At 71.5% G+C, this 19691-nt stretch carries 13 protein-coding genes; 11 read left to right on the forward strand and 2 right to left on the reverse strand.

From position 1 onward, the window contains the following. Nucleotides 1-240 precede the first annotated feature (240 nt). From IE257_RS10585 to IE257_RS10595, 3 genes are all read left to right on the forward strand, one after another. Nucleotides 241-1434: a hypothetical protein gene (locus tag IE257_RS10585; protein WP_189967086.1), complete on the forward strand. Its 1194-nt coding sequence runs from the start codon at nt 241-243 to the stop codon at nt 1432-1434. A gap of 357 nt (nt 1435-1791) precedes the next feature. Continuing rightward, a complete protein-coding gene (locus IE257_RS10590) occupies nt 1792-5571 on the forward strand; it encodes a bifunctional glycosyltransferase/CDP-glycerol:glycerophosphate glycerophosphotransferase (protein WP_189967369.1) in 3780 nt (1259 codons plus the stop codon). Further along, nucleotides 5564-7072: an Ig-like domain-containing protein gene (locus tag IE257_RS10595; protein WP_189967088.1), complete on the forward strand. Its 1509-nt coding sequence runs from the start codon at nt 5564-5566 to the stop codon at nt 7070-7072. Before IE257_RS10590 ends, IE257_RS10595 begins: the two co-directional genes overlap by 8 nt. Here the strand turns inward: IE257_RS10595 and IE257_RS10600 are convergent. Further along, on the reverse strand, nt 7056-8015 hold the full coding sequence (locus IE257_RS10600) for an endonuclease/exonuclease/phosphatase family protein (protein ID WP_189967090.1): 960 nt from the start codon (nt 8013-8015) through the stop codon (nt 7056-7058). The genes IE257_RS10595 and IE257_RS10600 overlap by 17 nt on opposite strands. Nucleotides 8016-8129: 114 nt before the next feature. Here IE257_RS10600 and IE257_RS10605 point away from each other — a divergent pair, with 114 nt between their 5' ends. The 5 genes from IE257_RS10605 to IE257_RS10625 all read left to right on the forward strand — a co-directional run bounded on the left by IE257_RS10605 (nt 8130) and on the right by IE257_RS10625 (nt 14088). Beyond that, nucleotides 8130-9089: an aldo/keto reductase gene (locus IE257_RS10605; RefSeq protein WP_229920246.1), complete on the forward strand. Its 960-nt coding sequence runs from the start codon at nt 8130-8132 to the stop codon at nt 9087-9089. Nucleotides 9090-9190: 101 nt separating this feature from the next. Next, nucleotides 9191-10690, forward strand: coding sequence for an alpha/beta hydrolase (locus IE257_RS10610; protein ID WP_189967092.1), 1500 nt, complete (start codon nt 9191-9193; stop codon nt 10688-10690). A 68-nt stretch (nt 10691-10758) separates the two neighbouring features. Further along, nucleotides 10759-11844 carry a helix-turn-helix domain-containing protein gene (locus tag IE257_RS38080; RefSeq protein ID WP_229920247.1) on the forward strand — a complete coding sequence of 362 codons (1086 nt, stop codon included), beginning with the start codon at nt 10759-10761 and terminating at the stop codon, nt 11842-11844. 551 nt (nt 11845-12395) lie between these two features. Continuing rightward, nucleotides 12396-12569, forward strand: coding sequence for a hypothetical protein (locus IE257_RS10620; protein WP_159040436.1), 174 nt, complete (start codon nt 12396-12398; stop codon nt 12567-12569). 178 nt (nt 12570-12747) lie between these two features. Next, nucleotides 12748-14088, forward strand: a complete 1341-nt coding sequence (locus IE257_RS10625; protein ID WP_189967095.1) for a DUF2252 domain-containing protein — start codon at nt 12748-12750, stop codon at nt 14086-14088. A 28-nt stretch (nt 14089-14116) separates the two neighbouring features. Here IE257_RS10625 and IE257_RS10630 read toward each other — a convergent pair whose 3' ends face one another. After that, nucleotides 14117-15451, reverse strand: a complete 1335-nt coding sequence (locus IE257_RS10630; RefSeq protein ID WP_189967373.1) for an MFS transporter — start codon at nt 15449-15451, stop codon at nt 14117-14119. Nucleotides 15452-15542: 91 nt separating this feature from the next. Between IE257_RS10630 and IE257_RS10635 the strand changes: the two genes are divergently transcribed. The 3 genes from IE257_RS10635 to IE257_RS10645 all read left to right on the forward strand — a co-directional run bounded on the left by IE257_RS10635 (nt 15543) and on the right by IE257_RS10645 (nt 19685). Further along, nucleotides 15543-16607, forward strand: coding sequence for an AI-2E family transporter (locus IE257_RS10635; protein WP_189967097.1), 1065 nt, complete (start codon nt 15543-15545; stop codon nt 16605-16607). Next, entirely contained in the window at nt 16600-18675 is a 2076-nt protein-coding gene (locus tag IE257_RS10640) for a prolyl oligopeptidase family serine peptidase (protein ID WP_189967099.1), read from the forward strand. The genes IE257_RS10635 and IE257_RS10640 overlap by 8 nt, the downstream gene beginning before the upstream one ends. Before the next feature lie 203 nt (nt 18676-18878). Continuing rightward, a complete protein-coding gene (locus tag IE257_RS10645; RefSeq protein WP_189967101.1) occupies nt 18879-19685 on the forward strand; it encodes a class I SAM-dependent methyltransferase in 807 nt (268 codons plus the stop codon). Nucleotides 19686-19691 lie beyond the last annotated feature (6 nt).

The following is a 19691-nucleotide window of genomic DNA, read 5'->3' on the forward strand; positions in this document are numbered from 1 at the left end:
CTCCCCACGTAGTACCCGTACCCGACTTTTCGCCCCGCCGGACCGCGGTCCCAGCGGTCGCGGGGTCCGGCCGGCACCTGGTGGTGGAGGCGGACCGATCAGGCTAGGTTGCACGGAACCGGAGGGCGTAGGCAGATCGGCCCCCGGCGCCGACCGACCGCCGCACTGCCGTAAATTGTCCCACGGCCCGCCCGGTAAGGCCGGGCAAAAGGGACGAGTTGGGGCAGGAGTGGGCAGGTCATGGTGCGACGCGGACGTGCGGAAGCGGACCGAGGTGCCACCTCCGCCGCGCCCGCGGTCCTGGGCTCCGAGATAGCCGCCGCGGCCGACGGCGGGAGCGCGGCCCGGGGCTGGCTCCGGCTGGGACGGGACGGCCGCCTCACCGCCTACGCGAGCTGCGCCGAGGGCCTGGTGCGCTGGACCGAGTCCGCGCCCGGCTCCGACCTCTGGCAGGGCCCCGAACTGTTCCCCGTGGAGGGCTGGACCGGCCGGTTCACCCTGGCCCAGGACTCCAACGGCTTCGTCTGGTTCGCCGGTACCCGCTACCGGGACGGGGCGCCGGGCGGCCGTGAGACGGTCATCGCCACCCAGTACCAGACCGGCCGCCCGCTCGGTGACTGGCGCGCGGTGGGCAACGCGTTCCCGGAGCGCAGGCAGGCGGACGGCGGGCAGGGAGAGCCGCGAGAGCAGCAGGAGCAGCCCCTGCCCCCGCCCGGAGACACCATGGTGGTCCCCGACGGCGCCGGTTCGCTCCACATCCTCGCCACCCGGTTCGGCGTGGGAGTACGCGGCCGGACCCGGGGTGCCGACGGCAAATGGGGCAATTGGGCCGACTATCAGGGCAAATGGGTACGAGGGGCTGTCGTTCCTCTGGTGACTGCCCAGGGGCGGGCCGAATTCCTGGCTCCCTTCAAGGGCGGTGCCTCGTACTGGGGCCAGGACAGGCCGGGCAGTGACTTCAGGTGGCTCGGGCGCATGAAGGCCGATGCCGTCGAGGGGACGTACAGCTCCTACGAGACGGGCGCAGGCACCGGTACCTACTTCTGGCGCCACCCGGCGGACGGCGGCGTCATCGCCTACCGCCCGCAGGCTCCCGCCGGTTCGGTGCCCGCGCTCCTGCCGCTGGGAGGCGCCGGCGGCGCAGGCCCGGTGGCCGTCACCCGCACCCACATCAACGGTTACGACTGCACCGTGCTCCTCCAGCGGGGGGCCGACGGCTGTCCGGAGATCGCCGCCTACCCGACGGAGGGCGAGCAGTACGGCACTTGGTGGGCCCCCGTGGGGGACCGGTGCGCGGGGCTGCCGGCGATCGCGCTCGACGCGCGCGGCTCGGTCACGATCGCGATGATCGACATGGACGGCGGGCTACTGATCGCCCGGCAGGATCTGACGGACCCCGGTCTGGCGTTCGGCCCTTGGTGTCGCGTGGGGTGATCCACCTCACCAGGATGCGGGTTTCATCGCGAACGAAGGGCGGCTTCCGCGCCCGTCGCCCCGGGACGGCGGGGAGTTGGCCTGCGCCGTATCCGTGGAAGTCCGCCATTCATTCGCATGTGTGAAGCTTTGAGCGCGTGAAGCGCCCGTGAATACTTGCTCGCCATTAAGTGATTGCCCTACGCTGCGCAGGCGCTGTCAAGGTCGTATAAGTGTGCGGCCGAGGGCGGTGGGGCGGGTCGAGTGTTCGGGGAGCGGTGGGTGACCAGATTCAGGGGCGGGTCTGGCGGCGTGCCGCGGCAACTCCCGGTGCGTCGTGACGAGTGTGTCTATCGAGGAGCTTTCTGAGTGGCAGGTATGCCCCGCCTGAGTGTTGTCGTGCCCTTCCAGGATGTTGAGATATACCTCCAGGAATGTCTGGAATCGATAGCCAGGCAGACGTTCTCCGCGCTTGAAGTGATCATGGTCGACGACGGTTCGACCGACTCCTCGACGGCGATCGCGGCCGACTTCGCCCGCCGCGATCCCAGGTTCAAGCTCCTGCGCCAGGAGCCGATGGGGCCGGGACATGCCCGTAACGTCGGCATTCGCGCCGCCCATCCACAGGCCGAGTTCCTCGCGTTCGTCGACGGCGACGACGTCATACCCGAGTACGCCTACGAGCTGCTCGTGCAGACCCTCGAAGCCTCCGGCTCCGACTTCGTCTCGGGCAACGTGCAGATGATGAACTCCACCAAGAGGTGGCAGTCCCCCCTGCACAAGGCGCCCATGCAGAAGAGCAGGCGCGGCACGCACATCACCAAGGTGCCGGACCTCATCTACGACCGCACGGTGTGGAACAAGCTCTTCCGGCGCTCCTTCTGGGACTACCACTACATCGCGTTCCCCGAGGGCGTGATGTACGAGGACTCCTGGGTCAACATGTTCGCCCACTTCCGGGCCGCCAAGGTCGACATCCTCACGGACATCGTCTACTTCTGGCGTCGGCGCGAGGGCGGCGCGGCCCCCTCCATCACCCAGCGGCACACGGAGTTCAGCAACCTCCAGGACCGCGTCTCCGCCGTCCAGTCGGTCAGCCGCTTCCTCGCCGGACACCGCGCGCGGTCCTATTCGGACCACAAGCGCAAGTACGACCTGGCCTGCCTGAAGTCGGACCTGATGCTGCACCTGAAGGTGCTGCCGGACGCCGACGAGGAATACCAGGACGCCTTCATGCAGTGGGCGAACGAGTTCCTGGACGAGGCCGACGCGGACATCATCCACGACCTTCCCGCGGATGCCCGGGTCAAGTGGCTCCTGGTGCGCGAGGGGCGCCTGAAGGAACTGCTCGACGTCGTCGAGTTCGAGCGCAAGGGCGGGCCGCTGCCCGTTCAGCGCCGCTTCCACCGCTACCTCAACTACCCCTACCTCGGCGACCGTTCGATAGGCCTCGACAAGAGTGCCTACCGGCTCGACAAGGAACTCTCCCTGCACGGCTCGCTGATCCGGGCCGAGTGGGACGACTCCGACCACCTGACCCTCGAGGGATCCGCGTACGTCCGCTTCATCAACGTGCACAAGCGGCACATGTCGATGAAGGCGATCGCGCTGCGCAACAAGAAGCAGGGCCGTGTGGTCGTCGCCAAGGCGAAGACCACCTACTACCCGCAGGCCACCGAGTACTCGCAGCAGAACCGCTATTGCTACGACTGGTCCGGCTTCCAGGTCAGCTTCGACACCAGCCGCCTCAAGCGCAAGGGCGAGTGGGTCGAGGGCACTTGGGACGTGGCGGCCGGCGTGCTGAGCCGCGGCCTGTTCCGCTACAAGGGCATAGCCAGGGGTGGCGCGGGCAGCGCCGCCAACCCGCCCTACCGCTACGTGGACAAGAACATCCGCGTGGTTCCCCTCTTCCTGCAGGGAAAGCTCAAGCTCCGTGTCGAGACGGTCCGCTGCCGCATCACCCGGCACCGGATGGTCGGTGACCACATCGAACTGGGCGGCGTCTACCTGGGTGCCAAGCTCCCGGAGTGGGGCAAGTTCCGGGTGACCAGCATGAGCGGCGCCGGCCGACACGACTCGTGGGTCCACTTCACGCCCGGCGGCGAGGGCTGGTACCTCTTCGTCACCCGCATCCCGGTCAAGGCGCTCGTCCCCGGACACCGCACGAACTCCTCGGACGGGGTCCCGGAGTCCTGGAACACCGGCGCCAACGGCTGGAAGACCACCTTCCACGTCGAGGGGCGCAAGGCCGCCATCTACCCCGTCATGGCGGAGGACGCCACCGACGGCCACTACCGGATGCCGGCCGGACTCCAGACCGAAGCCGGCGACCGCGAGGTCTTCGTGCACCGCAACGGATCCGGCTACGTGGTCCTCTTCGAGCGGGACACCCTGCCGCTGGCGAAGTCCGCCACATGGCGCGAGGACGGTTCGCTGGAGATCACCGTCGGCTACGCCGCGCAGGACATGCTCGACGCGTCCGAGTACGCGGCGGCCCACGTCGTCGTACGTTCCCGAGCCCACGGTGCGGAGCGCGTGGCGCCGATCACCTGGTACGGCGACGAGTTCCGCTTCGTCGTCTCTCCTGCCGCGATGCGGACGCTGGCCGGCGACATTCCGCTGGCCTCCGGCCGGTGGGACTTCTTCCTCCGCCGCCACGACCCCTCCGCCGTCACCCCGGAGAACCGCGCCAACGACCTGATGGTCAAGATGACGCAGGATCTGATCCCCACCCTGCCGAGCGAGATGACCAGCAACGAGCGCCGCTACGAGCTCCAGTCGGAGGCGTACGACCGGCTCTCGCTCCTGGTCCACTCCGCCATGCCGGACGAGGCCCGCGGCCCGTACCGGCAGAAGCTGATGCGGACCAAGACCTACCCGGCGGCCCGCCGCCGGCCCGTGACCCGGGCCGTGCTCTTCGACGCGTTCAAGGGAACCCAGTACTCCGACAGCCCGCGCGCGCTGCACGAGGAGATGGTCCGCCGGGGCGTGGACGTCGAGCACCTGTGGGTGGTGCGCGACGACCAGGTGGACGTTCCCCCCACCGCACGCCCCGTCCGCATGTGGTCCCCCGACTGGTACGAGGCCATGGCCCGGTCCAAGTACATCGTGGCCAACAACCACCTGCCGGACTGGTTCGAGAAGCGTGAGGGACAGGTCGTCGTGCAGACCTGGCACGGAACCCCGCTCAAGCGCATCGGCCACGACATCGAAGCCGTGCACTTCGCGGACAAGCGGTACCTGGAGCGCGTCGAGAAGGAGGTGCAGAACTGGGACATGCTGGTGTCCCCGAACAGTTTCAGCACCCCGATCCTCAAGCGGGCCTTCCAGTTCCCCGGCGAGATGGTCGAGAGCGGCTATCCGCGCAACGACATCCTGCGCCGCGCGGACGGACGCCGGGCGGCGGAAGTTCGCCGCCGGATCGGCCTGCCGCCGGGCAAGAAGGCCATCATGTACGCGCCGACCTGGCGCGACGACCAGTTCTACGCACCCGGCAAGTACAAGCTCGACTTCCGCATCGACCTCGACGAGGCCAAGGCGCAGCTCGGCCACGACCACGTCCTGCTCGTGCGGCGCCACCCCAACGTGGTGGACCCCGTACCGGGCGCCGGCGACGGATTCGTCTTCGACGTGTCCGACTACCCGGACATGGCGGACCTCTCACTCATCGCAGACGTGATGATCACGGACTACTCCTCCCTGATGTTCGACTTCGTCAACACCGGGCGGCCGATCCTGTTCTTCACGTACGACCTGGACCACTACCGGGACACCCTGCGCGGCTTCTACTTCGACTTCGAGCAGTCCGCCCCCGGCCCGCTCGTGTACACCTCCCCGGAGCTGATCGGGGCGATCCGCAACATCGACCGCATCCAGCACGGCTACGCCGCCCGCTACCGCTGGTTCCAGCAGGAGTTCTGCGACCTCGACGACGGTTACGCCTCGGCCCGGCTGACCGACCGCATCCTGATCGCCGGAGGGGACCTCGACCCCGCGCGGGCCCAGGCCCCCGCCGTCGGCGCGGCCGGCGGCAGCGCGCCGGGTCCTGCGGGACAGGCAGGTCAGGGCCAGGCAGGTCACGCAGGTCCCTGGAACGGAGGCACCCTCGGTCAGGTGCCGCGCCAGCCGGTGAGAAGAATGGATTCCGAGCATGTCTAAGACAGCCCAGAGCACGCGCCGCGTCTTCACCGGCGTGGACTCCTCCGGGGCCGTGCCCATCGAGTACAGGTTCTCCCACGCGCGCAACGGCAACCGCCACCTGGTCGTCGTCTTCGCGAACCGCTACGCGACCAACGAGTACGGGTGGGCCAACGGGAAGCTCGACCTGCTCCGGTCCAACATCCTGTGGGTCCGCGACCTGTTCGACGGTGCGAACACCTACTACCTCTGCAAGGGGATGGACTTCTCCCTGGAGCAGTCGGTCGCCGGGCTCATCTCGCGTGTCATGAACGCCCTGTCCCTCTCGCCGGACCAGGTCACCATGTTCGGCAGCTCCAAGGGCGGCAGCGCGGCCCTCTTCTACGGCCTGAAGTACGGCTTCAGGAACATCGTGGCCAGCGTGCCCCAGTTCCGGATCGGCACCCGCGTCAAGGAGGGCAACCCCGAAGCGGTCCGGGTGATGATGGGCGAGGCGACCGAGCAGAACGTCCGCATCCTCGACTCGGTCCTCCCCGACCTGGTGCACAGCGGCGCGAACCGCTCGGCCAACATCTACCTGGTCACCTCTCCCCAGGACGAGCAGTACGCGAGCCAGGTGGAGCCGTTCGTCAGGCTGTTCCAGGGCCACGAGAACTTCAACTTCGTCTACAACGACTCGCCCCTCATCACCGACCACGGGAAGGTCACGCTGCGCAACCTTCCCACTCTGATGGGGCTGCTGAACCTGCTCGTCGACGGCGTCACCCCCCGGTTCGGCATGGTCCGCAACGGCTACGAGGAGCCGCAGCGCGACACGTCGGCCATCGACGCGTACCTGACGCAGACCTCCCTGGTGCAGGGCAGCGACTCCTTCCCCAAGCCGGTGGTGCACACGCCGACGGCGGAGGAGCGGGTCCCGGCGAACACCGTCCGCTTCACCGGGACGGCCCCCGGCGCCGTGCGGGTCAGTTTCTGGCAGGACGGCAAGCACAAGGGTTCCGCGCCCGTCGCCGCGGACGGCACGTGGGTCTGGGAACGCAGCACCCCCTGGCCCAAGGGCAGGCACGTCGTACGGCTGTTCGCCGCGGATGCGAACAACTACCAGACCGAGCGCACCGAAGCGGTCTTCACGGCCGTCGAGAACGCGTCCGCGCCCCTGCCCGAGTACGAGCCGGCGCCCCCGCCGCTGCCGAGGCCGGCGCAGCGACTCGTACTGTCGGTGTCCGCCCCCGCCGCCCACCAGCAGGTTCCGGGCCCCGCCGTCGGCTTCGCCGGCTTCGCCCCCGGCGCCGTCCGGGTGGACTTCCAGGAGGGCGGAGCGGCCCTGGGAACGTGCGAGGTGCGGGCCGACGGCAGCTGGGTCTGGGAGCCCGGCTGGGCCTGGAACCCGGGAGACCACTTCGTCGAGGCCATCGCCGTGGACGCCGTCGGCAACGCGTCCCCCTGGACGGCCGTGCCCTTCACCCTGATGAACGCCTACACCGTCCCTGCCCAGGGCGCCTACTTCAACGCGCGGTACTGACCCCCGAGGGGGTCTCGGGGCGGCTCACCCGCATCACCAGCGGCCGGTGGTCGGACGCCTTGGTGTCCACCACCTTGCAGTCGGTGCGGGGCAGCCGGGTGAACAGGTAGTCGATCTTCGTGCCGTCCTTGAGGGTGGCGCGCCCCGAGCGGGAGCCGCCCTTCTGGTCGCACTCGCGGTACGTGGTGTAGGTCTCCGACGGCCAGATCCAGGCGGACGTGTTGCGGTCGCCCACCGGTGGCGGGGAGTTGAAGTCGCCGCCGAAGACGGTACGGGCGTCCGTGGACGCGGCGGCGACCAGCGAGCTCAGCTGGTCGTCGCGGAAGTCCCACTCCGGATGCTCGGCATCGCTCTCCCTCAGCGAGAGGTGCGCGTTGCACACCCGCAGCTCCTGGGCCGGGACCCGGGCGCACAGGATGCCGCGGTGCAGTCCCACCGTCGGCTGCTCGCTCGGTATCAGCTCCACATCGGTGAGCGCGGACCCCGCCAGCAGGCCGTAGCCGGCCTGCCCGCGCCCCTGCCCGGTGCAGTCGACGGGGGACCTGCGCCCCGCCGCGTCCACCTCGGCGTACGGCTCGAAGGCGGAGTGCCACTGGGGGCCGAGGCTGCGGGCCGAGGAGACCAGGTCCTCCGAGCACACCTCCTGCAGCAGCAGGACGTGGACGTCGGAGTCGTCGATCAGCTTGCGCAGTTGCTGGAACTTCTCCTTCGGGCTCCCGGTCTTCTCGCAGCTCCACTGCCGCACCCCGCACATGTTCCAGGTGGCTATGGAGACCTCGTGCGCCGTGGCGCCGCCCGACCCCACGCCCGCGACCGAAGCCGGAGTCTGCGCGGACGTGCACGCCACCGCGCTCAACAGGCTCAGGGTCGTGGCCGTGCGGCCGAGGCGGCGGCGGAGCGATCCCTGCCGCGGCCACCGCTCGGTCTCCATGTGTCTCTGCATTCGGACATCATTGAGTATGAGCCGGTCAGAGCGTGCATCGGGCCCGGCACAACCGGTTCCGGAACCCGCTCGGGCGCCGTGCGACGCACGTCCGCCACCCCCTAGGCTGGCCCGGTGACGAACGCGAGTACGAGCATGAGCGGTGACCGGGTGCTGTACGGGTGCATGGGCCTGGGCGGGAGCTGGGACCCCGACCCGTACGGGCCCGCCGACATCGATGCCGCCGAGGCCGCCGTCGCCGCGGCCCTCGACAGCGGGATCACCGCCTTCGACCACGCCGACATCTACCGGCACGGGAAGGCCGAGGCCGTCTTCGGCGAGGTGCTCGCGCGCACGCCCGGGCTGCGCGAGCGCATCACCCTCCAGACCAAGTGCGGGATCCGGCTCGGCGACAAGAACCGTCCGGGGATCTACGACCTGCGCGGCGAGACCATCGTCCGGCGCGTCGAGGAGAGCCTGACCCGGCTGCGGACCGATGTCATCGACGTGCTCCTGCTGCACCGCCCCGACCCGCTCGCGGACGTCGACTCGGTCGCCTCGGCGCTGGCCTCACTGCACCGTCAGGGCCTCGTACGGGACTTCGGCGTGTCCAACATGGGCGCCGCGCAGATCGCCCACCTCCAGGCCCGTCTCGACGTACCGCTGGTGGCGAACCAGCTGGAGATGAGCCTGCACAGCCGCGACTGGGTCGAGGCCGGAGTGCTGCTCAACACGCCGGAATCCGCGAACAACGGGTTCCCCTTCGGAACCCTGGAGCACTGCCGCGACCACGGCGTCCGCCTCCAGGCCTGGGGCGCGCTGGCACAGGGCCGCTTCACCGGCCGCGAGCAGACGCCGGCCGAACGGGCCACCGCGGCGCTGCTCGCCGAGCTGGCCCGGCAGAAGGACACCACGCCCGAGTCGGTCCTGCTGTGGTGGCTGATGCGGCACCCGGCCGCCATCGCCCCGGTCATCGGCAGCGCCCGCCCCGAACGGATCCGCGCCTGCCGCGACGCGGCCCTGCGGGAGCCCGAGCTCACGCACGAGGAGTGGTACGAGCTCTGGATCACGGCCCGCGGGGTGCCGCTGCCCTAGGCCGTCAGCCAACCGGCGCCGGAGGGAGGGGGGTTAGCCCCACCCGAGGCCGACCGGTCTGCTGGATGGGACCGCCGGACGCGGTCGACAAGGCTTGCCCCATGACGACCTACAGGAAAAGGGCACTGCTCCTCGCCACGGCCACGCTGGCGGCCGGCCTGACCGCGACCGCCGCACCGGCCGTGGCCGGGGCCGCACCGGCCGGCCCGCGGCTCGACTGGCACCGCTGCACGCACCAGGGAGCCCCCACCGTCCAGGAGTGCGCCGAACTGCCGGTCCCGCTCGACTACGACGACCCCGACGGGCGGCAGATCACCATCGCCGTCTCCCGCATCCGCAGCGACCGTCCCGAGGCCCGGCGCGGCACGCTCGTCGTGATCCCCGGGGGCCCGGGCGGATCCGGTGTACAGCGCCTGACGCAGAAGGGCGACGCCCTGCGGCGCGAGCTGGCCGGGGCCTACGACCTCGTCGCCTTCGATCCGCGCGGCGTGGGCGCCAGCACCACCGCGAGCTGCAACCTCGCCCCCGAGGACCGCTACCTGACCAGCCTGCGCTCCTGGCCGGGCCCGAACGGCGAGATCACCGAGAACGTCGAGCGCTCCCGGCGCATCGCCGAGGCCTGCGCCCTGGGCGGCGGTCCCGAGCTGCGCAGTTTCACCACCGCCAACCAGGTCCGCGACATGGACCGCTTCCGCGAGGCGCTCGGCGAGCGCAAGCTCTCCGCCTGGGGCACCTCGTACGGCACGTACGTGGGGGCCGTGTACGCGCAGAAGTACCCGCGGCGCACCGACCGCTGGGTCCTCGACAGCAGCGGCGACCCCGACCCGAAGCGGGTGGCCCGCGGCTGGCTGGCGAACATGTCGCAGGGCGCGACGGACCGCTTCCCCGACTTCGCCGCCTGGGCGGCCCACCCCGACCGGGACGCGGACGGCCTGCGCCTGGCCGCGGATCCGCAGGACGTCGAGCCGCTCGTCGTGGCGCTGGCCGCCCGCCTGGACCGCGAGCCGCGCACATCCACGACCCCCGGTGTGCCGCTGACCGGCAACGGCCTGCGCCAGGCCCTGCAGAACGCCCTCTACAGCGACTCCGCCTTCGCCTCCTTCGCCGGTCTGGTCAAGGTGGCCCAGGACCCGGCGGGCACCCCGGTACTCCCGAGGGAGCTCGCAGAGCCCATCCGGAACGAGGACGCCGCGCTCATGGTCGGCGTCATCTGCAACGACGTGGCGTGGCCGGACACTTCCATGGCCGCCTACCGGCGCGCGGTCGAGGAGGACCGCACCCGGCACCCGCTCACGGCCGGCATGCCGGTGAACGTACTGCCCTGCTCCTTCTGGACCACTCCCACGCAGAAGCCGACCCGCATCACCGACGACGGACCGTCCAACATCCTCATGCTCCAGAGCCGCCGGGACCCGGCCACCCCGCTCTCCGGCGGCCTGAGAATGCGCGAGGCCCTGGGCGACCGCGCCCGCCTGGTCACCGTGGAACAGGGCGGTCACGGGCTGTACCTCGGCAACGGCAACGCGTGCGGCAACCGCGTCGTCACCGAGTTCCTCACGAGCGGCCGCCGTCCGTCGCGGGACACGGAGTGCCCGAACTGACCCCGCCACGCCGCCACATCGGCCCTTGGATTCGTACGCGTCCGAGGGGGCTGCGAGGTGTCTCTTACGTGCACAGCACTCCCTTCTCCCCGGCCGGGGCCAGATCCGCGCGAGCCCGTATGGGCCTGACCGAGGCGCAGGTCGCCCACTCCATGGCGGCCTGCGGCGCCCCCGTCCACCCCCAGTCGGTCCTGGCCTGGGAGCAGGGCGTCCAGGTGCCGTCCGACCGGCAACTCTTCGCCCTCGCCGACGTCCTGTGGTGCGACGCCACCGCACTGATGGGCATCGAACCGCGCACCCTCGCCGAGCACCGGCTGGCTCGCCGGCTCACCGTCGAGCGGCTCGCGTACCGGATGGGCATGGACCCGGCCGAGTACCGCGCGGCCGAGTCGGCGCAGCACCGGAACGGGGACGCCCGGCAGACGAGGGCCCTCGTGGAGGCCCTCGGGCTGTCGCTGAGCGCGCTGATCGGGATCATGGGCCGGGTGGACGAACTGGCGCAGCACCTGCGCTCGGCCGTCGACGGCCGCTGGAAGCCGCACGTGGAACCGGTGTCGGAGATCGTGGTGGTCGACGCGACCGCGGTGGGCGATGCACTGCGCGCGATGCACGCGGAGTTCGCCGCCTTCTCGGAGCGGTACATGGGACACCTGGTCGCCCGCAATGACGACGCCCGCCTCAAGGAGATCGCGGCGGAGCGGGCCGCCTACCTGCGCCGACTCGTCGACCACTTCTGGGAGTTGATCGGTGAGGCGGGCGAGGCGCCGCCGTTTGCCCCGGGGAACGCACTGAGGCCGGCCGGCCGGGGCCGCCCCATGCGTTCCCGGTCGGCCTCAGTGGGCGGCTGCGCCGAAATGCGGTGCGGCCGGCCCCTCTTCGCCGATGTCGTCCCAGTCGATCTCCATGGTGCCGCGGCTGGTGAAGACGTTGAAGAGCAGGTTCAGCGCGATGGCCGTCAGGGCGCCCAGCGTGATCCCGCTGTCGAGCACCGCCCGCAGGCCGTCCGGCGAAGCCGTAGAGGGCGAGCCGGGGGAGGGGGAGCAGTTCGTCGACCGGGTGCGTCTGCGTTCGGGAGGTCCGGGAGGAGGCCCGGGGGGAGGACTGACGGGGCATTCTTGCCATCTCTGCCTTGCCTTCGCGAGGTAGGTGAATGAGAGGGCCGCCGCCCTCCAGCCCCGGGTGGCAGGGCGAGGGCAGGTCGGCTCGTACCGAGCCGACGCCGGGCGGTGTTGCCGACATCGCGTCGCTCTGCACTGTGTACTCATGTCCCGGATAGGCAGGACTCCCTTCGATCGGCATGACGAATTCGCATTTGATCTTGGAATCCGAAGGGATCCGACCGGAGGGCGCTCACCATAGCCAAAGGTCGTGTTTCCTCGCGAGTAACCTCCCGGCAAGGACTCCCGGCCGGAGGCCCTGTCATCGCCCCGGTATCGCGCAACCCGTACGACGTCACGCGCCTCGCCGGGGTGACGGCCGCCGCCGCCGCTCCCCACCGGTGCGCGGCCGAAATCCGGGCCGCCGCAAGGGTCCTCACCGGCCCGGCCGCCGCCCGAGGGCGCCTCCGGCTCCCGGTCCCATGGGCCGTCCGACCGGGACAAGGGCCCCAATCCTCATCCGTACTTGTGGGTACTGCGGCCGAATGGCGCCGGATTTGATAGTTCTGGACTGGTCCGGTGTGAGAAAGCTGCGGGAAGGACACGGCATGTTCGATCTACTGCGCCCGGAGACCGTCGTGTGTCCCTTCTGCAAGGCCACCGCCGCCAACGGCGTGGTACGGACCCTGCGGACCGGGGCGGGGTCACTGTCGGTGACCTGGCACGTGCTCAACTGCCCGCACTACGCCGCCGACCGGATCCTCGCCGAGAACGAGAGCTGATCCCGACGCCCACCCCGGACCACTTCCGGACCGACCGGACCGACCGGACCGACCGGACCGACCGGACCGACCGGACCGACCGGACCGACCGGACCGACCGGACCGGACCGGAGGCGGCGACATGCGCGACAGCTGCCGTGCGGCCAGGATGAGGAGGACCGGCGACGAGGAGCGGCGCATGACCAGCCCAGCTGAACGGGTCCGGCGCGGACGGGCCGTGCGCAAGATCACCGGTCGTGCCTCGCACGGGCGGTGGACCGCCACGCCGGACCGTCCCGACCCCATCGGGGTGCTGCAGCGACAGGCCACCGACCGGGTCCCGGAACTGCTGCCCATCCGCTACGGCCGGATGGCGGCATCGCCGCTCGCCTTCCTGCGCGGAGCGGCCGCGGTCATGGCCGCCGACCTGGCCACCCAGCCCCAGACCGGCCTGACCGTCCAGCTGTGCGGCGACGCACACCTGATGAACTTCGGCATGTTCGCCTCGCCCGAACGCGCCCTGCTCTTCGACCTCAACGATTTCGACGAGACCTACCCCGGCCCCTTCGAGTGGGACGTCAAACGACTCGCCGCGAGCATCGCGGTGGCCGCCCGCGACAACGGGCACGGCGACGACCGGGCCGGGAAGGCGGCCCTCGCGGCGGCCCGCGCCTACCGCCGGACGATCCGGGAGCTCGCCGGCCTGCCCGAGCTGGACGTCTGGTACCACCGGACCGACACCGCCGAACTGCTGCACCTCATCCGCCGACCCGAACTGCGCGACCGGGTGGAGGCCAATCTGGCCCGCGCCCGCCGCCGGACCAGCCTGCGCGCGCTCGGCAGGCTCACCGAGGTCCGCGACGGGCGCCGGCGGATCATCGACGATCCGCCGCTGCTGGAGCCGCTGGCACGGGCCGACTCACGGGACGTGGGCGAGATCTTCGGCAAGTACCGCAGCACCCTCCCCGAGGAGCGCCGCATCCTCCTCGACCGCTTCCGGTTCGCCGACGCGGCACGCAAGGTGGTCGGCGTGGGGAGCGTGGGGACCCGCTGCTTCGTCGTTCTGCTGCTCGGCCGCGACGCCGACGACCCGCTCTTCCTGCAGATCAAGGAAGCCGTTCCGTCCGTCCTGCAGACCCACCTGCCGTCCGACGGGCACGATCACCAAGGGCACCGGGTGGTCGCCGGCCAGCGGCTCATGCAGGCCGCCGGCGACATCTTCCTAGGCTGGACCACCGGACCCGCCGGGCGGCACTTCTACGGCCGCCAGCTGCGCGACATGAAGGGGTCGGCCGAAGTCGACACCATGAGCCCGGGCATGCTCGGCCAGTACGCCGCGCTCTGCGGCCGGGCCCTCGCCCGCGCCCATGCCCGCTCCGGCGACCGCATCGCCATTGCGGGCTACCTCGGGGGCGGCGACACCTTCGACCGCGCCGTCGCGGGCTTCGCGCTCCGCTACGCGGACCGGACCCGCGCCGATCACGCCCTGCTGACCGCCGCCGTCGCCGACGGGAGGCTCACCGCCACCGGCGGCGTCTGACCGCAGCGGCGGCCGAACCCGCCCGGCCTCAGGCGGGCACACCGCCGGCCTGCGCTTCCTGGGCAGCCCGGCGCCGCAGCGCGTCCTCGTCGGTGTCGGCATCGTAGGAGATCAGCTTCGGCAGCAGCGCGGACAGCACCGCCACCGACGCCACACAGGCCAGGCCGCCGCCCCAGAACGCCGAACGGGTACCGGTCCAGCCGGCCATGGTGCCCGCCCGGACCTGGCCGAGCTGAGGCCCGACGCTGTACGAGAGCACCTCGATGCCCGCCAGCCGACCGCGCAGCTGCTCGGGGATCGTCTGGTTCCAGATGGTCGCCCGGCCCAGTCCGCTCACCATGTCCCCCGCGCCCGCCACCGCGAGGCACACCAGCACGAGCCAGATGTTCGCGGACGCCCCGGCCCCCGCGATCGCGAGGCCCCAGACCGTGGCCCCGAACACCACCAGCAGCCCGTGCCGGCGCATCCCGGACATCCAGCCACTGGTCATGCCGAGCAGCAGCGAGCCCACCGCCCCCGCCGCGTACATCAGACCCAGCGCCCAAACGGCGTCGAGCTCGTCCGCGAGGAAGGGGTAGATCGCGTTCGGGAAGGCGAAGAACATCGCCGCCAGGTCGACGGCGTACGTCCCCAGCAGCACGGGCCGGCTCCACGCGTAGCGCGCGCCCTCGGCGATCCCGCGCAGCGACGGACGGTCGGCGCCCTTCGCGGGCGGCGCCGGAGTGAGCCGCAGGCACAGCAGCACCGAGGTGAGGAACCCGAGGACGGTGACGCAGTAGGCGGCGGCGTGACCGGCGTACGCGACGACCAGGCCGGCCACCGCGGGACCGGCGATCGCGCCGACCTGGTAGCGCAGCCCGTTCAGCGCGGCGGCGGCCGTCAGCTGGTCGTGCGGCACGATCCGGGCCATCAGCGAGTCCAGGGCCGGCCGCTGGAGCCCGGCCAGCGCCGACACACCCGCCGCGACCACGTACAGCGGCCACAGCAGCGGATCCGGCAGCAGCGCGTTCACCAGCAGCGCCAGAGCGAGCACCCCGAGACCGGCCTCGGTCAGCAGGATCATCCGCCGCCGGTCCACGGCGTCCGCCAGGGCGCCCCCGTACAGCCCGAAGACCACCAGTGGCACCAGCTCCACCGCGCCCATCGCGCCGACCGCCAGCGGAGAGTCCGTCAGGTGCTTGATCTGCAGCGGCAGCGCGATCATCGCCATGAACGAGCCGAAGTACGTCACCGTCCCCTGGTAGAACAGCAGCCGGAAGTCGCGGCTGGAACGGAACGGGGAGAAATCGGGCAGTACGGCGGCCCAACGGGAAGTACTCACGAGATGCCATCGTCCGTGGACGTCCTGCCCGGGGCAACGCATTTTCTGCGCACCGGCGCCCGTACCGATCACGGACGGGCGAATCCGGCGCACCGCCCGTGGCATCGAGCTTCCGCGGTGGCACTCATGGGTCATGCCGCCGGTGTCAGCGTTCCTGCGTACCGCAGCGTCGTACGCCTGGCGCCTGCTGGTGGTCGGCGCCGCCGTCTACGCCGTCTTCGCCGTGCTCGGCCGGTTCCACGAGATCGCCGTGGCCGTCTTCCTCGGCCTCGTCGTCGCCGCCCTGCTGTGGTGGCCCACCCGGCGCCTCGCACGCACCCTGCCCCGCTCGGTCGCGGTCGCGGTCACCCTCCTCGGCAGCGTGCTGCTCCTGCTGGGCGTGCTGACCCTGGTCGGCACGGCGGTGGCCGGGGAGAGCACCACCTTGGCCCGGGAGTTCCACGAGGGAATCGACAGCATCGAGGAGTACCTGGAGCGACCGCCCTTCCGGCTGAACCCGCACGCGCTCTCCGACCTCCAGTCCCGCCTCGGCGACTACCTGTCGAGCCACCGGTCCGCCGTGCTCAGTCAGGCGCTCAGCGGAGCCGGGCGCCTGGTGCACGTCCTGACCGTGCTCGCCCTCGGGGCCTTCTGTTCGTTCTTCTTCCTGCACGGCGGCGACCGGCAGTGGGCGTGGTTCTGTGCCCAGCTGCCCCCGTCGATGCGCGCCCGCGTGGGCATCGCCGGCGACGCGGCCTGGCGTACGTTCACCGGCTACACCCGCGGGATCGTCCTCGTCGCGGCGACGAACGCGGTCCTGGTGGGAGTGGCGCTCTACCTCCTCGGGGTCCCGCTCGCCGTGCCGCTGGCCCTGCTGGAGTTCTTCGCGGCCTTCATCCCGCTCATCGGATCGCCGGTCGCGCTGGCGGTCGCCGCGGTGGTCGCACTGGCCGCGAAGGGGCCGCTCGTCGCGGGCGTGGTGGTCGCGCTGATCGTGATCATCGGCCAGATCGAGGGCCATCTGCTGCATCCGCTGGTGATGAGCCGGGCGGTCCGGCTGCACCCGCTGGTGGTGGCGATCTCGGTGGTGGCGGGGGCCATCGCCGCCGGGGTGGTCGGCGCGGTGGTCGCGGTTCCGCTCGTCTCGGTGACCTGGTCGGTGCACACGGCGCTGCGCGACGCCCGCCGGCCGCTTCCTGCACAATCGCCTGATGAGTGATGAAGACCCCTACCTGTGGCTGGAAGACGTATCCGGCGACGCGGCCCTCGCCTGGGTCCGGGAGCGCAACGCCGAGACCGTGGATGCGCTGACCGGGTTGCCCGGGTTCAAGGTGCTCGAACAGGAGATGCGCGAGGTACTGGACGACGACGGCCGGATCCCCTACGTGGTCCGCCGCGGCCAACACCTCTACAACTTCTGGCAGGACGCCGACCACGTACGCGGTGTGTGGCGGCGCACCACGCTGGAGGAGTACCGGACGGACCGGCCGGCCTGGGAGGTGCTCCTGGACCTCGACGCACTCGCCGGGGCCGAGGAGGAGAAATGGGCCTGGGCGGGGAGCCGGGTCCTGGCCCCCGAGTACCGGCACGCCCTCGTCCTGCTGTCGCGGGACGGCGCGGACGCCTGTGTGGTGCGCGAGTTCGACCTGGAGACCCTGGAATTCGTCGAGGACGGGTTCACGGTCGCCGAGGCCAAGACCCGGATCGGCTGGATCGACCACGAACGCGTCTGGATCGGTACGGACTTCGGCGCCGGCTCGATGTCCCCGTCCGGCTACCCGCTCCAGGTACGCCGCTGGCACCGCGGCACGCCCCTCGCGGACGCGCAGCTGGTCTACGAGGGCCGGCCGACGGACCTGTCCGCCTCCGGATGGCACGACGACACGCCGGGCTTCGAGCGGGACTTCGTCCACCGGCAGATCGACTTCTGGAACCAGGAGCTCTTCCTGCTGCCGGAGGACGCGGCCGCCCCGCCGCTGAAGATCGAGGTCCCGGACGACGCGGGCGCCTCCGTCCACCGCCGGTGGCTGACCGTCACCCTCAAGTCGCCGTGGCTCGGCCACCCCGCGGGCAGCCTGCTCGCCTTCGACTTCGACGCCTTCCGGGCGGGGGAGCGCGAGGCCGAAGTGCTGTTCACCCCGGACGAGCGCACCGCGCTCGCCGGGTACAGCTGGACCCGCAACCACCTCATCCTCAGCACGCGTGCCGACGTCTCCTCCCGGATGGAGCTGCTCACCCCGGGCGAGGGCCCGGGCGCCGGCGGCTGGCGACGCGCACCGCTGCCGGGGCTGCCGCCGCTGTCCACCACCTCGGTGACCGGCACGGACCCGGACGTGAGCGACGAGTACTTCCACCAGGTCTCCGGCTTCCTCCAGCCCGCCACGCTCTACCGCGGCACGGCCGGCGGCACCGGCGGGAGCGGGAGCGGGAGCGACAACGAGACCGACAACGAGAGCGAGAGCCTCAAGCAGAGCCCGGCGCTCTTCGACACCGTCGGCCTCGCCGTGCGCCAGTACTTCGCGACCTCGGCGGACGGTACGAGGGTGCCGTACTTCGTCGTCGGCCCTGAGGACCGCCCGGGCCCCGGCCCCACCCTGCTCTACGGGTACGGCGGCTTCGAGATCTCCATGGTCCCGCAGTACAGCGCGGTCACCGGACGCGCCTGGCTCGCGCGCGGCGGCACGTACGTCGTCGCGGGCATCCGCGGCGGGCACGAGTACGGGCCCCGCTGGCACAAGGCCGCCCTCGGCGCGAACCGGGTCCGGGCGTACGAGGACTTCGCCGCGGTCGCCCGGGACCTCACCGCCCGGGACATCACCACCCCCGCCCAGCTGGGCATCGAGGGCGGCAGCAACGGCGGGCTGCTCATGGGCGCCATGCTCACCCGCGACCCGGAACTGTTCGGCGCGGTGGTCGCGCACGTGCCGCTGCTGGACATGCTGCGCTTCCACAAGCTGCTGGCGGGGGCCAGCTGGATCGCCGAGTACGGGGATCCCGACAGCCCGGCCGACCGGCCCCACCTGGAGCGGATCTCCCCGTACCACCAGGTCCGGGCGGACGGCCCCGCGTACCCGCCGCTGCTCCTGCTGACCTCGACCCGCGACGACCGGGTGCACCCGGGTCATGCCCGCAAGATGGCCGCCCGGCTGCGCGAGCACGGGCATCCCGTCCTGTTCCACGAGCACCTCGGGGGCGGCCACGCGGGCGCCACCGACCACCGGCAGACCGCCTTCAACGAGGCTCTGGTGCACACCTTCCTGTGGGAGCGGCTGACCCCGCAGACGTGATCCTGGGACGACGCGCCACTCGCCCGGCGCAGCGCGCCGGGCAGGGGACCGGCCCCCGGGCGGCGACCATGCGGTCGGCCTCCGCGGGGCCGGTTCCGGGGGGACCGGAGCATCCGTACGGGGGATTTGCGGGCTCCAGCCGCTGCCGAACGTCGGGTTGTGCCGCACCATCGGCGGATGCAACCCCGGCCCGGGAGGACCCCATGAGCACCCCGATCGCGTCCGCCGCTCCGTACTACGCCCGCTACCGGCCCCCGTACCCGGCGGAGTGCTACGCGCTCCTCGCGGACCGGTTCGCGCTCGACGGGTCCCAGACCGTACTGGACCTCGGCGCCGGACCGGGCACGCTCTCCCTGCCGCTGGCGCCGCTCGCCGAGCACGTCTACGCCGTCGATCCGGAACCGGCCATGCTCGCCGAAGGGTCCAGGCTCGCCGAGGAGCAGGGGCGTACCAACACCTCCTGGCTGCGCGGCGACGCCGCAGGCATCGGCCGGCTGTGCCTGCCCCGGCTCGACCTGTGCGTGATCGGCGGCGCCTTCCACCTGATGGACCGCGTACGTGTCCTGGCCGACCTGGACGGCATGCTCGCCCCGCGCGGCGGGGTCGCCGTGGTCACCACCTCGTCGGCGGGGTCCGGGCGGTCCGGCCAGGGCCCTTCCTGGCCGGCCGTCGTCGACGAGGTGTGCGCACGGTTCCTCGGACCGGACCACCGGCCGGCGCGCCCCGTGGACGAACCGGATGATGCGGTACAGGACTTGACGGACCGTCTTGCGAAGTCGGTGTTCTCCCGTGTCGGGATCACCACGTGGGAGCAGTCCACGCGCTGCACCCTCGACCAGTTGGTCGGCCTGCAGTTCTCCCGTGCCTGCTCCTGCCCGGCCCGGTTCGGCGACCGGAAGGACGCGTTCGAGTCCGAGCTGCGCAGCGCCCTGCTGGCCCACGACCCCGGCGGTACCTACGTCCGGAGCGTGACCGTCACGGCCGCCGTCGCGACGAGGCCGCGACGCTGACCGGGC

This window comes from Streptomyces avidinii (genome assembly GCF_014650695.1).
Classification (GTDB): Bacteria; Actinomycetota; Actinomycetes; order Streptomycetales; family Streptomycetaceae; genus Streptomyces; species Streptomyces avidinii.